This is a genomic window from Nocardia sienata NBRC 100364 (genome assembly GCF_001613205.1).
GTDB classification, from domain to species: Bacteria; Actinomycetota; Actinomycetes; order Mycobacteriales; family Mycobacteriaceae; genus Nocardia; species Nocardia sienata.
In genome coordinates this window covers 1-14,665 of record NZ_BDBX01000035.1, presented here as the reverse complement: position 1 = coordinate 14,665, position 14,665 = coordinate 1, and the positions used below count along the sequence as shown (strand labels likewise).

General features: G+C 65.4%; 10 protein-coding genes. 3 read left to right on the top strand and 7 right to left on the bottom strand.

What is annotated here, in order from left to right; genetic code table 11:
* Positions 1–16 precede the first annotated feature (16 nt).
* Entirely contained in the window at positions 17–883 is an 867-nt protein-coding gene (locus tag NS4_RS18985) for an isocitrate lyase/PEP mutase family protein (RefSeq protein WP_063060878.1), read from the bottom strand.
* Between the two features lie 152 nt (positions 884–1,035).
* Here NS4_RS18985 and NS4_RS18980 point away from each other — a divergent pair, with 152 nt between their 5' ends.
* Positions 1,036–1,830 (top strand): IclR family transcriptional regulator, encoded by a 795-nt coding sequence (locus NS4_RS18980; RefSeq protein WP_063060877.1) that lies wholly within the window; start codon positions 1,036–1,038, stop codon positions 1,828–1,830.
* 113 nt (positions 1,831–1,943) lie between these two features.
* Here the strand turns inward: NS4_RS18980 and NS4_RS18975 are convergent, their stop codons facing one another.
* A complete protein-coding gene (locus tag NS4_RS18975; RefSeq protein ID WP_063060876.1) occupies positions 1,944–2,864 on the bottom strand; it encodes a hypothetical protein in 921 nt (306 codons plus the stop codon).
* A gap of 232 nt (positions 2,865–3,096) precedes the next feature.
* On the opposite strand from NS4_RS18975, the gene NS4_RS33460 reads away from it, so the two are divergent.
* Positions 3,097–4,029: an alpha/beta hydrolase gene (locus NS4_RS33460; protein ID WP_245665541.1), complete on the top strand. Its 933-nt coding sequence runs from the start codon at positions 3,097–3,099 to the stop codon at positions 4,027–4,029.
* Positions 4,030–4,037: 8 nt separating this feature from the next.
* Here NS4_RS33460 and NS4_RS18965 read toward each other — a convergent pair whose 3' ends face one another.
* The 5 genes from NS4_RS18965 to NS4_RS18945 all read right to left on the bottom strand — a co-directional run bounded on the left by NS4_RS18965 (position 4,038) and on the right by NS4_RS18945 (position 10,889).
* Positions 4,038–5,984, bottom strand: coding sequence for an acyl-CoA dehydrogenase family protein (locus NS4_RS18965; protein ID WP_063060874.1), 1,947 nt, complete (start codon positions 5,982–5,984; stop codon positions 4,038–4,040).
* 173 nt (positions 5,985–6,157) lie between these two features.
* Complete coding sequence (locus NS4_RS18960) at positions 6,158–7,123, bottom strand: hypothetical protein (RefSeq protein WP_157106119.1); 966 nt, start codon at positions 7,121–7,123, stop codon at positions 6,158–6,160.
* A 117-nt stretch (positions 7,124–7,240) separates the two neighbouring features.
* A complete protein-coding gene (argS, locus tag NS4_RS18955) occupies positions 7,241–8,965 on the bottom strand; it encodes an arginine--tRNA ligase (protein WP_063060872.1) in 1,725 nt (574 codons plus the stop codon).
* A 32-nt stretch (positions 8,966–8,997) separates the two neighbouring features.
* Positions 8,998–9,783 (bottom strand): hypothetical protein, encoded by a 786-nt coding sequence (locus NS4_RS18950; RefSeq protein ID WP_157106118.1) that lies wholly within the window; start codon positions 9,781–9,783, stop codon positions 8,998–9,000.
* Positions 9,784–10,043: 260 nt separating this feature from the next.
* Positions 10,044–10,889 (bottom strand): 2OG-Fe(II) oxygenase, encoded by an 846-nt coding sequence (locus NS4_RS18945; protein WP_063060870.1) that lies wholly within the window; start codon positions 10,887–10,889, stop codon positions 10,044–10,046.
* Between the two features lie 985 nt (positions 10,890–11,874).
* Between NS4_RS18945 and NS4_RS18940 the strand changes: the two genes are divergently transcribed.
* Complete coding sequence (locus NS4_RS18940; RefSeq protein WP_157106117.1) at positions 11,875–13,617, top strand: WXG100-like domain-containing protein; 1,743 nt, start codon at positions 11,875–11,877, stop codon at positions 13,615–13,617.
* Positions 13,618–14,665 lie beyond the last annotated feature (1,048 nt).

Genomic DNA, 14,665 nt, shown 5'->3' with positions numbered 1-14,665 from the left:
GTGTAACCCACGGCGGTCACTGCTCCTTCGCGGGTAGGTACTTGTTCTGCATGGCCTCGACCTCGGGGAACCCGATCAGTTCGACGAACTCGTGGTGCTGAAGCGCGTCGGTGCTGACCTGGGCGGGGGCTTCACCGGTGGCCAGCCGCTTCAGGGTTTCGCGGGCCGCCCCTGCCACCGCCATCAGCACCTGGGTGGGCAGCAGGGCGAGTCGGACGCCGATCTGGTCGAGGATCTCGGGGGTGAAATCGCGTTCGGTCCAGGTCGAGGCGGTGAGGGTGGCCATGAGCGGGACGCCGACCTCCTCATGGCAGCGCAGCCACTGCTCGACGGTCTCGAAGGTCTTGGTGACCGGCATGATCATGTCGGCGCCGGCCTCGACGTAGGCCTGGGCGCGGCGGATGGCATCATCGCCGCGAGCGTCGGTGCGGGCGATCAGCAGGACGTCGTCGGGGATTGAGTCACGGACGGCGCGGATCTTGCCGGTGGCCTCGGCGACGGTGATCAGGTCGACGGGGTCGCCCACGCAGATGGGGCAGGACTTGGGGGAGACCTGGTCCTCCATGAACATTCCGCCGACGCCGGCGTCGGCGAACTTGGTGGCGGTGCGGGCGGCATTGACGGCATTGCCGTAGCCGGTGTCGATATCGGCGACCAGCGGCAGCTTGGAGGACTCCCGGATCGTGCGGACCGCCTGGAGGTTCTCGGTCTGGGTGTAGAGCTCGGCGTCGGGGAGGCCCAGCGCTGCCGAGACGGCGAAGCCCGAGGCGCACAGGGCGCTGAAACCGGCCTGTTCGGCAAGGCGGGCGGTGAGGCCGTCCCATACGCCGGGGGCGTAGACGAGTCCGTTCGACGTGAGGTCTTTCAAGGTCGGGCTGCGCACCAGTCCACTCTCCGTTTCGCAATGCGGAATGCGTTTCGTATCTCGATATGAGACGGTAAGGTGGCTCAGGTCACAAAGTCAACCCCGAACGAGGGATGTGTTCGTATGGTGGCGACATCGATCGCACGACCCGTGGAAGCGAGTGAGTAGCAGTGGCTGTGCCCGTAGAGTCCGAGGCGCCGGGGGGTCGCGATGTCGTGGGCGCCGTCCTCAAGGCGTGCACGCTGCTCGGTCACTTCAGCGCGGACCGTCCCGCCTGGACGCTGAACGACCTCACCGTGGCGAGCGGGATGAACAAGACGACGGTGTTCCGTCTGATGGCCACGCTTATCCAGGCGGGGTGGGTTGATCGCACCGAGGAGGGCGCCTACCGGGTGGCGATGCCGGTCTTCGAGATCGGAGCCGCCGCGTTGTCGAAACTCGATATCCGTTCTGCGGCAAAGCCTTTTATGGAAGAGTTGGCGACTGCGTTCGGTAACACGGCCTATCTGATGGTCCCCGCGGAACAGGGCGCGGTTTGCATCGATCTGCTCGAAGGGCGGAACTCGCTCGTCGTCGCCGGGATCACTGTCGGATCCGTGATGCCCTATCACGCCGCGGCGGGGCCGACCGTCATGCTCGCCCACTCGGAAGCATTGCGGGAAAGATGGATCAGCGACGAGCTGCCGGCGATCACCGAGCGGACCATCACTCAGGCGGACCGGCTCGTCGAACACCTGGACGAGATCAAGAATGCCGGCTACTCGCTGAGCAATTCGGACTATCTGCCCGGGGTTGCCGCGGTGGCGGCGCCGATCCTGGGGCGGGACGGATCTGTGGTCGCGTCCATCAGCGTGGGCGGCCGGGCCGAAGAGTTCGAAGGCGACGCACTGGCCGCGAAGATCGAGAAGGTGCGCGACGCCGGAGCTCGGATCACCAGGATCGTGCAAGCCTTACCGCGAGGCTGAGGTCCCGGGCTGCCCGCAAATGGTTGCGGTCGACCGCAGTGCATCCGATACCGACATGCGGCAGGCGCCTCCATGCGAGCCGGAGCCCGGGTCGCCGAGTAGCGCTGAACGGTTCACCAAGGCCCGCGGCCGTAGTGGATCTCGAAGGGGATCGATCTGTCGTAGAGGAGCTCGCCGTCCTTGAGCCGCATGTTGTACATCGCCTCCGTCAACTCGTTCACCGAGGTCAGCTGCACCGCATCCGTCACACTCGAATATTCGGTGGCCTCGTCCCAGGTGAGTGGGTGTTTCGGTGCATGCCAGAACGAGTACAACTCGGGCGATCCGTCCGCAGCGGTACGGCCGGTGGCCATCGTGACGTGGTCGGCGGTGCTGTTCCACATCACGATATCGCCGCGCCGCGGTCGCGGGTCGCCCGGGTCACCGGTGTAGATACGGCTTCCTTTGGGCATCCGCTTACGCTCCATGCGTTCGAGGAACGAGTTCATATCGCCCTGTCTCCAGGTGCCGTCCGGGTCGCGTGGTAACTGGAACAGGTCGCGAAGTCGATGTTTATCCAGTACCCCGGCTCTCGCCGCCGCGTAGCCGATCATCTCCCAGCAGTTCAGGCCGTAGTGTTCGGTGAGCGGCGCGAGCGGGCCCTCGGTCCGCAGCCAGTGTTCGAACCCGCGAAGGTCTTGTTTCAGCAACTTGGTGTCGTAGTTCGCCCAGCGTGCCTTCTCGCCCGCCCGGTACATGCGATCGAATTCGTCCGCGACCAGCAAACCCGGATTCTGTCCGGTGCGCAGCGGAGGTCCGAGCCGATCCGGCGGATTCAACGCGAGATCCGCCACGGGGTCGGGCTTGCCGGCCTCGCTCCGGTGGACGCCGCCGAGGCCGACATCGGCGCGGTTCTGCAGCGTGTCCGCACCACCGCGACTGGTCCGAGCTATCGCTTCGGTATCGCGAAAGAGCACACCGGCCACTCCGTCGAATGACGATTTCAGACGGCGCAGTGTTGTGGCGACGATCGCGCCCAGATCTCCTCCGGCCACCGAAAAAGGATACCGACCAATCGGACTGGGACGCGAAGACAAACCGCACACGCGAAATCTCCGGCCCGCGAAGAGCTCATCTCCACTTCCGATTCGTGGGAAGTTTCGTGCGGGCGTAGTGGGTATCTCGCCGGTAGCGTTGTTCAGCGGCGCGATTCGAGACCGACGACTGAGTACGAGGTGGTTAGTGGAGAGGCGGCAGGCTGCGTGGGGGCGGCTGCGGAAACTCGGTGTGTTCGTTGCGGCACTGGTGCTGGCCACCGGTGCCGGCGGGGCGGTGGCGGGTGCGGCGCCGCTCGGTGCGCCGGCACTGCGGGCCCCGGCCGGTGGGTATCAGGAACTCGTGGTGCCGTCCGGGATGGGTCCGATCAAGGTTCAGGTGCAGTGGGCGGCGCGCGGTGGGCGGGCGGCGCTCTATGTGCTCGACGGCCTGCGGGCGCCCCACGACCACAATCAGTGGACCAGCGATACCGATGTGCTGCGTCGGTTCGCCGGAGACGATGTGACGCTGGTGTTCCCGGTCGGCGGGCATTCCAGTTTCTATGCCGACTGGTACCGGCCGAGCAGCACGAACGGCCAGGCCACGACGTATAAGTGGGAAACCTTCCTCACCGAGGAGCTGCCGGCCTTCCTCGCGAAATACGGTGTCTCGCGCAGCAATAACGCCATCGTGGGTGCCTCCATGGGCGGCGGGGCGGCCCTGGCGCTCGCCGCGCACCACCGCGGCCAGTTCAAGTTCGCCGGATCGTTCTCCGGATTTCTGCACCCGGCCTTTCCGATGTGGAACGAAGCGGTCCGCGCCGCACTGTGGGACGAAGGCCGGTTCAACGTGGACGATATGTGGGGGCCTCCCGGCGACCCGGCCTGGAACCGCAACGATCCCACTCTGCAGGCCGAACTGCTGCGCGGCCTGCCGATGTACATCTGGGCCGGTAACGGCGTGCCCGGTGCTCCCGACCTGCCCTACGGCGCCGGTAACACCGTGAATGCGATGGGCCTGGAGGCCTTGGCGACGGTGGCCGCGCAGATCTTCCGCGATCGGGTCGCGGCGCTGGGCATCCCGGCCCGCGTCGATCTGGTCAACGGCACTCATACCTGGCCCTACTGGGGGCAGGCGATCACCACCGCCCGCCCGATGATCCTCGACGCGCTCGGCGCGGGCTGACGACGGGATCAGTGCAGCGCGCCCACCCGCAACCACGGTCGCAGGAGGTTCTCCTCGGTGGAAGGACCCATCTGCCACTCGGCGATCCACGGACCGGTGCCCTCACTCGGGTCGAGCGCGCCCTCCTCCACCCACCGGTAGCGGCCGTCGAACAGGTTGCGGGCCAGGCGCACGTCCGCGTCGTCGGTGTTCTCCCACAGCGAGTCGAACAGTTGGCGTACTCGGATCCGGGACTGCCGGCAGAAGACGTCGGCCAGTTCCGTGGCGGCTTCGCCTTCCGCCGTGCCGTCGGCGCGCTCGGCCTGGGCGCGGACACAAGCCGCCGACATGGCGAACAGTTCCGCGCCGATATCGACGAGGCGACCCAGGAACACCTGCCGGTACTCGAGCTTCGCCTGCCAGCGGGCCATCCCGTACATCAGTGCGCGGGCCTGCTTGCGCGCCATCCGCTCGACGAAGCGCATATGCCGGGCCAGCGGCCCGAAATCGGCGAACCCGGCCGGTGCCGTCCCCGGCCCGACGGCCAACTGCGGGAACCATTTGGCGTAGAAGCCGCCGGCCCCCGCCGCGGCCTTGGCCTTCTCCTTGAATTCCGCGTGTTTGTCGACGAGTGCTCCGGCGGCGGCCATATGCGCGTCGGCCATCTCGCGGGCGACGAGCAGGCGCATGATCTCGCTGGAGCCCTCGAAGATCCGGTTGATGCGCAGATCCCGGACCAGCTGTTCGGCGCCGACCGCTCGTTCGCCCCGGGCCCGCAACGACGCCGCCGTCTCGTAACCGCGGCCGCCCCGGATCTGCACGAGTTCGTCGGCGATCCGGCAGCCCATCTCCGAGGCCCACAGCTTGGCCAGCGCCGCCTCGATACGGATGTCGTTGCGGTTCTCGTCGGCCATGGTCGCCGAGAGATCGAGTACCGCCTCCAGTGCGTAGGTCGTCGCGGCGATGAAGGACACCTTGGCGCCCACCGCGGCGTGCTCACCGACCGGCCGTCCCCATTGCACCCGGGCGGTGCTCCATTCGCGGGCGATCTTGCACGACCACTTGGCCGCCGCGGTGCACAGCGCCGGAATCGCGAGCCGACCCGCATTGAGCGTGGTGAGAGCGATCTTCAACCCGTCGCCTTCCCGGCCGATCAGATTTTCTCTGGGCACCCGGACGTTGTACATGCGGGTGACGCCGTTCTCGAGCCCGCGCAGACCCATGAACGAGTTGCGCCGCTCCACGGTGATGCCCTCGCTGTCGGCTTCGACGACGAAGGCGGAGATACCGCCGCGGTGCCCGTCGCCCTTGGGTACCCGGGCCATCACGACCAGCAATTCGGCGACCACGCCGTTGGTGGTCCACAGCTTGACGCCGTTCAGCTCATAGGCTTCGCCGTCGGCCGTGGGGGTCGCGGTACTGGCGATACGGGCCGGATCGGAGCCGACATCGGGTTCGGTGAGCAGGAAGGCGCTGATCGCACCCCGCGCGCACCGCGGCAGGAACCGCTGCTTCTGCTCCGGGGTCCCCGCCAGCTTGAGGGGTTCGGGAACGCCGATCGACTGATGCGCGGACAGCAGCGCGCCCAAGCTGGCGTGTACCGAGCCGACCACCATCAACGCCCTGTTGTAGCCGACCTGGCTCAGGCCCTGCCCGCCGTACTCCTCGGGAATCTTCAGGCCGAAACAGCCGAGTTCGGCGAGCCCATGTACATATTCCTCTGGAATACGGCCCTGTTCCTCGATCACGCTGCCGTCGAGGGTCTCGCAGTAGGCCCGTAGCCGCGCCAGATACGCGTCGGTGCGGGCGGTGTCTTCCGCACTGGGCTTCGGGAAGGGATGGATGAGGTCCACCCGGTAGCGGCCGAGGAACAACTCCTTCGCGAAGGAGGGTTTGGTCCAGGTGGCCTCCCGGGATTCCTCGACCAGGGTTCTGGCCTGCTCCTCGGTGGCGTCGACTTTCGCGGCAGTGGCCATAGCTTGACTCCCTCGTGAGTGATGACAGTCATAGCCGAGTGTAGGAGTCTTTGTTACTCGCCGGTAGCCCGAAATCGCGCCGGGTCGGGGCAGAGGCTACCGCGCGGCCGCGGGGTGGGTTTTCGCCGTTCCGGCTCCGCGGAGCGGAGTACGGTGCCTCCGGCGAAGTCCGTTCACCAGGGACCGCGACCGAACACGACCTCCATGGCCATGCTGGGCGGATAGATGCGATTACCGTCCTTGTCGCGCAAGGTGTGCATCGCCTCGGTCAATTCCCGCACGGTCGTCTTCTGTACGGCATCGCAGACCGCGGAATACGACTTGGTGCCCTCGTCCCAGACGAGCGGGTCTTTCGGTGCGTACCAGAACGAATACACCTCGGGTGAACCGTCGTCCCCCAGACGCCCTGTTGCCATCGTGACATGTTCGGCATTGCCGTTCCACATGACGATATCGCCGCGTTCGGGTAATGGATCTTCGGGCTTTCCGGTGTAGGTGCGACGGCCCTCCGGGATGAGCCAATCCCCCATGCGCGGCAACCACGCGTCCAGGTAATAGTCGTAATTCGCGCCTTCGGTGAGCGGTCGCCGAGGGACTTCCAGTAATTCCCGTGCCCGGTGTTTGTCCAGGACGCCGCACCGCACGGCGGCGTAACCGATCATCTCCCAGCAGTTCAGACCGTAGTGCTCGCTCAGCGGGGCGAGCGGTCCTTCTGCCTTCAGCCACTTTTCGAGCGCTCGATGACCTTTCTCGTACAGCTTGGGGTCGTAGTTCGCCCACCGGGCCTTGTCCCCGTCGAGATATATGCGTTCGAGCTCGTCGGCGATCCGGGCGGGACCGTTTTCCACCCGTAGTACGGGAGGTTGCCGCCACTTTCCGCGCATTTTCGTCACCCAGACGGCAGGCTCGGCCGCCTTGACCCCGCTGCGGCGTATGGCGGTGGATCGCTTGTCCAGTTTGTCCATCTTCGCCAAGACCAGGCCTACCTGGTCGCTGTTGCGTAGCTCGGTGCCGGCGCGATTCGTGCGCCGCGCTATCCGTCCGGTATCGCGAAAGAGCACCTCTGCGACGTCGTCAACGGCAACGGAAAGCCGACGCAACGCCTGTCCGAGGGTTGCGTCGGCCCTGTTGATCGGCATAGCACTAATATACGGTCGTAGCAGGGGTATTCGACACCGAGACCGCCCGCGATGGCGCACATCACTGTCACGATTCCACCCGCTTCCGGTCGGGAGGCCGAAGCAGTGGTCGGAGCGCTACATCGTATCGGGAGCCGATATCCCCAGCAGGTTGAGACCGGTTGCCAGGGTGCGGGCGGTGAGGTCGCACAGGGCCAAGCGACTGGTCCGACTCGGTTCTTCGGCTTTCAGGACCGGGCAGCGTTCGTAGAACGCGGTGAACGCCGTCGCCAGCGCGAAGAGATAGTTCGCGAGCCGATGGAACTCCATGGTCTCCGACACCGCGGCGACGATATCGGGGAATGCGAGCAGCTCGAGCGCCAGCGCCCGTTCCGCCGGCTCCTGGATCTGTACCGGTGTGCCGTCGTAGCCGGGGGTTACGCCGCCACGCCGGAATATCGACCGAATACGGGCGTGCGCGTACTGGAGGTAGGGGGCGGTATTGCCCTCGAAGGAGAGCATACGGTCGAAGTCGAAGGTGTAGTCACGGAGGCGGTCGGTGGAGAGGTCCGCGTATTTGATCGCCCCGATACCCACCGCGCGGGCGACCTCGGCGCGGGACCCGGCGTCGAGCTGGGGATTCTTCTCCGCGATGGCCCGGGTCGCCCGGTCCACCGCCTCGTCGAGCAGGTCGACGAGTTTGATCGTCCCTCCGGCCCGGCTGCGCAGCACTTTACCGTCGGCGCCGAGCACGGACCCGAATCCGATATGCGCGGCACGCGCCGGTGGGGCGAGCCAGCCGGCCTCCCGGGCGGTCGTGAACACCATCGCGAAATGTTGCTGCTGCGGCATACCCACCACATAGAGCAGCCGGGTGGCGCCCAGCGTGGTGAGCCGGTCGCGGATCGCGGCGAGATCGGTGGTGGCGTAGCCGTACCCGCCGTCGCTCTTGCGGACGATCAGCGGCAGCGGCGCGCCGTCGCGGCCGGTGAACCCCGCGGGAAACACGCAATCGGCGCCCTCGCTGGTGCGCAGCAGCCCGAGCCGGTCCAGCTCCGCGATCACCGACGCGAGTTCGTCGTTGTAGGCGCTCTCGCCGACGAAATCGGCTTCGACCAACCGGACGTCGAGACTGTCGTACACCTTCATGAAGTACTGCTTCGACTCGGCGACCAGCAACCGCCACAGCCGGAGGGTGGCCTCGTCACCGCCCTGCAGCAGGACCACCCGCCGCCGCGAGCGTTCCTTGAAGTCGTCGGAGCCGTCGAATTTGCGCCGGGCCGCGGTGTAGAAGGCGTTCAGGTCGCCGACGGACAGTTCGGCGGCGGCCTCCGCCTCGCCGATATCGAGCAGATGCTCGATGAGCATGCCGAACGGAGTGCCCCAGTCGCCCAGGTGATTCCGCTTGATCACCCGATGCCCCAGCCACTCGGTGATCCGCACCGCGGCGTCGCCGATGATCGTGCTGCGGAGATGTCCGACGTGCATCTCCTTGGCGGTGTTCGGCGCCGAATAGTCGACCACCACGGTTTCCGGGTCCGCGACGGGCGGGACACCCAGGCGGCCGTCGGCGCCGGCCGCGCCGATCATCTCGCCGAGAACCTGTGGTCGCAGCGTCACATTGATGAACCCAGGTCCGGAGATCTCGGTGTGCTCCACCAGATCGTCGAGGTCGGCGGCGGCCAGCACCGCGGCCGCGAGGTCGCGGGGTTTGCGGCCCAGGCGCTTGGCCGATCCCAGGGCGGCATTCGACTGGTAGTCGGCGAACTGCGATCGCTGGACGAGCGGGTCGAGGGGTTCGCCGACCACGGCCTCAAAGGCGTGCGCGAGGCGTTCGGACAGTATCTGCTCGGGGGTGCCCACGGAGGAGAACCCTAGCGAACGCGGTGTCGCGCCTACCGATCGGAACTGCCCCCGGACTTCGCCGCTCGGGCGTAATGGCTATTGCGAAGCTCCGCCATAGGATCGTAGTGCCTCAACACCTCTGTTTCCAACAGCATATCGCGGGTCGCGGGATCGAGACTCCACGACGCGAAGTAGTCCCGTGCCTCATCCCAGTTGCCGGTTTCCCCGGCCGCGCGCAGCAAGTCTCTGGACCGCAGCATGAACTGTATTACGATGGGACAGTCCGGGTTGTCCCACCAGAAATCGGAAAAGGCGTCGAAATTGCCGAATTTGTCGACCCAGCTGTCGAATGATGGGTTCGGATAGTGCAGAATGGCCGGTTGATCGACGGTGTGATGTTCACCCTGGTAGCCGCTGAACGAATGTACTCCCGATTTCACCCCGGGAGATACGCGTACGGCACTCTTGCCATTGCCGTACGCCATGAAATCGGTGCGGCCGTTGAGGCGGAAAAGCAGGCAATCGGTGAAACGATTGGCGACCTTGTGACCCAGGGGGACTGCTTCATGATTCGTGAAGGTCACGTGCCCCACGTTGTCCAGCGTCTTCCAGCTGTGATCGCCTTCGTCGTATAGGATCTCGTCGTCGTCCAAGGGGATGAGCCAAGAGATCCCTATGTCGAGAGCGTACGAAACCGCCTTCTGATAATTGGCGACCTCGCGGTTGAAAAGCCCGGATGGTGTCCTGTCGGTGCGCGCTGTGACACCTGGCATCAGCAGAACCCGATCATCCCGCGCGAACGGCTCGAACAGCGGTCGTTGGCCGGGGTCGTCCATGAAAATCAAGATCGCATCCGCCCGACGTAGATGATACTCGATCCAACAGTGGAGACCCGGATCCGGATTCATCATCGTCGAGCATATGAGTAGGTCATGTGAAACCGGGGGTGAGTAATTCGTGTCCACGGTTGAAGCCTAACATCGTAAGGATGAATGGAAGCCGAAATATTCCGACGAACCGGGCCGGTCGAGTGGATTTGCTGGTTGGGTTCGATTACGGCGGTCTCGGCATAACTCAGGTAAGTGAATTCTCCTGATCAGTCGGTGATGCCGTATCGGCGCATCCACTTGTTTATTATCCATTTTTCGCCGGAAAGGACCGGCTGCCCGGCGTGTTGGGTCGCCGGATCGAGTTGACCCCGCTTGTTGAAGTACCGGAAATATAGTGCCTGGCCCTTGCGTGGGGAAAATGATATGCCGGCTCGGGAGAAGAATGTTTCGCCGCCGGCCTCGACGTCATTGAGATAAACAATGAGAGTCGCGATCCGCTGTCCACCGCAGACGAGATGGGGAATGCAGCCGGGATCCGCCGGCGGAAAGTAGTCGAAATGAGACCCGTACCGCCCGCCGGGTTTGTAGTGCACAACCTGTAGACCTTCGCCTTTCTCCAACGGCCAGTTCATCAGGGCGGATATTCGCCGGTCGAGATTGTCGACGAACGAGTTCTCGGACACTGCGAAGGTGCAGCTCTCGCTGGTTCGGTTCTCCGCTTGTTCGAGCTTTCCGGTGGCGGGGTCGATGGTCGCGGAAGGTTGCAGTCGATCTCGCGCCATCTCGATCACCTGATCGCACTCATCGGCCGAGAAGACGTTGTCGAAAAGGATCAGTTGCGGCTGTTCCACTCGCAGTAGCACGGGGATCATGCGGTCGTGGGCATGAACAACTCGTTCCCGCGACACGGGGCTCGGATCGTATTCGTAGGCGGAGTCGCCCGGAATTTCCCCCCTCAGCAAGGAGAGTACCGCTGCGGTAGCCGTTTCCTCGGCCAAACCCTCGTTGATCATGGATTCGATGATCGAGTCGACAGAATGGCCCTGCTCGAGGTTTTCGTTGATCCACGACTCGATACGGCCCCCCCACGAAACATCCAGTGCCACCGTCATCCTCGAAGAATAACAGCGGATTCCGTACGTCCCATCGGTGGCGAACACTCGACCGTTGCCATCGACGGCGGGCCGCTGGCGTCGTGCCGAAAAGTGTGGCCCGCCTGTGGTGACCCGACGCCCGAGCTCGGTTCCTTCCCGCGTCGGTCTCGCGCTTCGCAGGTTCGTCGTGGGTACCGGGGCCGCCCGGAGTGTGCTGTGAACTGGTGATTCTCCGCGGTTCGGCGGTTTGGCGCACTCTCCCGCTGCTCGGTCGGGGATGTGCTCCGAGCCTGGTGGCTTTTCCTCTCCGCCGCGTATGTCCGAATGGCCGGCCCGGAGAGGTCACGCTCGTATTCCCGGTGTTGGTGATAGTGGGACGTTCCGGAAGCTGGACCGTCGCCGCGCTCCGACAGTCGGACCCGCCGGTTCTCCTCTGTGTCGGCCGGAGCGTCGGGATCATCGTGTAGCTCCGTGGCGGCGCGCCGGTGCAACCCGCAATTCTCCCCGCCGGATGTGGTGGAACGCGGGCGACCTGCGCATAAGTGTGGTTTTCTCTCCCGCCCCCAGGTCGCTCGGCCAGGGCGAGGTGATGTCGGACGGATCCGGCGACGAATGGAGCGCGCGCCTCCCATGATCTTTCGGTGGCGATCCCTCGACTCCGTTGGGGTGGCGCAGAACGTACGCCGGTACAGCGCGCTCAGCGTTCGGCGGGCCGATGAACGATGAGTCGGAAATCCGGGGTTGGGTAGTCTGTCCGGAGCCCGAATCGGTATGGCGAGTTGGTGCGCTGTCTGAACGAACGTGTACGAAGCGAGGTGCGTGAAGTCGAATGTCGCGGCAGTCTGGGCCCTCGTCGCGCCGGTGCTCTACGCGGTCGCGGGGAGTGCGAGCTCGATGACCTCTGCAAGGAGGGCCCGCAGCACCCGCCGTGCCCTGACCGGTCGTCCGGATGTAACTCACGGCCCAGCCGACCCGTTCACGCTGCGGTGAGAAGGTTCGAGAATTGAGTATCCACATACCGAGTGAGGTTGTGTTCTTTCTCAATGCCCTGGGCATTCCTTATCCCGATATCGACGTGGACCAGGTTCGCGAGATGGCGCAGGCCATCAATGAGTTCGCCGTGGATGTTCGAAAGACCTTCGATGACTCGACCGTCACTCTCGAAGAGATGGAAACGGTCCTGTCCGGCGATTCCTACCAAAGTATTCTCGTGCTGTGGTCCCATACCACCGGAAAGATGGCGGAGCTGGAAACCGCATTCGATGTGACATCGACTGCGCTCGATATCGCGGCGGATGTCATCGAGGGGATACAGATCGCCGTTCTCGTAGAATTAGCGGCGCTCGCCGCGAGTTTTATCGCGAGTATGTTCACACCCGCCGGGCCGGTCACCGGCCCGCTGCTCGCGGCTGCGGCGCGTCAGATCGCCAAGGCGATGGCCGAATTCCTTATGTGGTACGTCGCGGGCGAGTTGATGGCCAAAGCTTTCGAGCCGATGCTCGACAAGTTCGACGAGTTCCTTCGGGACGCTTTACGCCCGCCCGATGTGGCTCTGCCGACACCGGGCTCCTCCTCGAAGGTGCACATGGATCCCGAGGGAGTCGACCGGGCCATCAGGGTCCTGGAAAACCATGTGCGCGATATGGAGGAGCACGGCGCAAAACTCGGTAACCGCCTCTCCGAGCTGGACTTCAATACTCCGGGGTTGGAAGTGCCGACCGAAGAACTGCCTGGACCGGCCAATGTGTCTCCGCCGGTGAACGTTACACAGCCGAATCCGCTGACGACGATGTTCCCCGATCTCCTGCCCGGCCCACAGCAACAACCTGACGCTGCGCGGCAGTCGACCATCGAAACACCTTCCGAGGGCGCCTCGGCCCGCGAGTCCGGCTCCACAGCGCCCGCAGACCCACGTACAAACGGCGACACCGCGCCGCCGGTTGAAACCTCGTCCGATTCCGGCGCGGGTCGGCCGGCGGCTACCGTGCCACCAGAAGCTGCTCCGTCGTCTGCACCCGGAAGCGCTTCCCTGCCGGCGGGTATCTCGGCGGGTGGACCAGATCCTTCCGGTCAAGCCGGGATCACAGCGGACACCAGATCGATTGCGCCGGACAACGCGAGCTCCGGCGCGGATACTGCCGCCGACGCGGCATCTACGCACCACGAGGCCGGTATGAGTCCCGGAATGGTGCCCCAGGCAACAGCGCAGTCCACCCCGTCGGCTGCCGGCGCCCAGTCGGCTGCCGGCGCCCAGTCGGCAGCCGGTTCGTCGCAGGCCGGGGCCAATTCGAACGCACAGCGTCCCACTGACGCTGCGGCAGGAAAGGGCCAGAGCGGCGCAGCTCGCGGTGCAGGTGGTCAAGGTGGAACAGGCGCCCCTGCTGGATCGGACGCTCGACCCTCGGACAAGAAGGTTTCGAAAACACCGTGGTCGCGTGCGGGCGGCAAAGCGGGGCGTGTCGCACCCGCCACGAAAGATGCGGACCAGAAAGTGCCCGCGGTCTCGGCGGAAGATCCCGGCACGAGTGGTGGTGCTCCTCGGACAGAGGCGGCACCCGACAGCCCCCGGGCCACGGCTCCGCAGGTTTTTGCCCCCAGCACCGCAGTGCCCCCACCGGATATCCCAGCCGACAAGTCCACCACAGACAACCGAGACCGAGACCACGATGTCCCTGTCGCGGCGCCGGCCAAGGAGGGCGACCCCTCCGGGGCGGAAACCCGGCCGCCGGCGAGCGGGTCGGCATAATGCGCTCCCGTCCTGGCTATACGGCCGCGCGGGCGGGGCGCGACTCAGTGCCTGCGCAGTGGTGAGTCCCCGATCGTGGGGATAGCTCAGAATGGGAGCGGCCTGACGACCAGCTCGACAGGTAGCGGTTTCGGCGGTACGGGGACCTGTCGTTCGACAAACTGGCTCGGGCACTGTTCTCGCCGACCCAGCCGGGTTGCCGAACTGCGGGGAACAGGGTGAACGGCGGCCCGCTGTTTGCGTCGAGACGGTAAGTGCACCTCGAGTGTGACGAAGAAGCGGGCATGACGGAAGCCTCGTTCGAGGTTGGAGGAGCAAGTGGCGGGTTCGGGCGGATTCAAGGGACTACTTCGAGCCGGTAAAGCGAAGCTCGTAGAGAAGCTTCCCGCACTGGCCAGCGTGCTCGAACAATTTCCCAGAAAGTTGAGAGACCTCGAGGGACGCTTCAGGTCTAGAGACAGTCAAACGGCCGACGGGCTGCTTCGCGGGGACGGCGATCAGGCCCCGCATTGGATGCACTATCTTCCCTTTTTCGGGAATCGACGGGGTGATTCTGCCGGGCTTGGCCCAGACAGCGCGGCCCCACGGTCACTCGGTGAGGGGGGCCGCCCGGGCGCCGGGGCCCAACCGGGTAGGCAAGCCTCTCTGCCGGGACCCACACTGCGGCCACCACAGCCCACAACTGCACCGCCACCTGGTATGCGTTGGCATTATTTCGGACCCTCGAACAGGTGGGTTCATACGCCTGATGGCTCCTCGCCGGATGTGCAGGTATGGCCGCCGCCGCGGACCGGTCCACGGGCGGATGGACAGCCCGCGTCGTCGCATGGGCCGGGTTCCGATGGGCGGGGACCGGACCTACCCACCGGCGCTGGTGATACCAGCGGGTCCGGCGATCCGGTTGGGGTGGGGACTCGGCCTACGGCGGACGACTTGAGCCGTCGGGAGCAAGCGGAGCTCGACCGCCGTGCCAGCAGCTCCGGTGGCGAAGGTGGCGGTTCAAGGCCGTCGCGCGGGTCGGATGGTCCGTCGACGGGCCCCTCGCCTG

What these genes read in the sequence shown, in the direction of transcription:
- NS4_RS18965 (WP_063060874.1), bottom strand. Translation starts at nt 5,984, where the DNA reads ATGGCCACTGCCGCGAAAGTCGACGCCACCGAGGAGCAGGCCAGAACC.
- NS4_RS18960 (WP_157106119.1), bottom strand. Translation starts at nt 7,123, where the DNA reads ATGCCGATCAACAGGGCCGACGCAACCCTCGGACAGGCGTTGCGTCGG.
- NS4_RS18950 (WP_157106118.1), bottom strand. Translation starts at nt 9,783, where the DNA reads ATGGACGACCCCGGCCAACGACCGCTGTTCGAGCCGTTCGCGCGGGAT.
- NS4_RS18945 (WP_063060870.1), bottom strand. Translation starts at nt 10,889, where the DNA reads ATGACGGTGGCACTGGATGTTTCGTGGGGGGGCCGTATCGAGTCGTGG.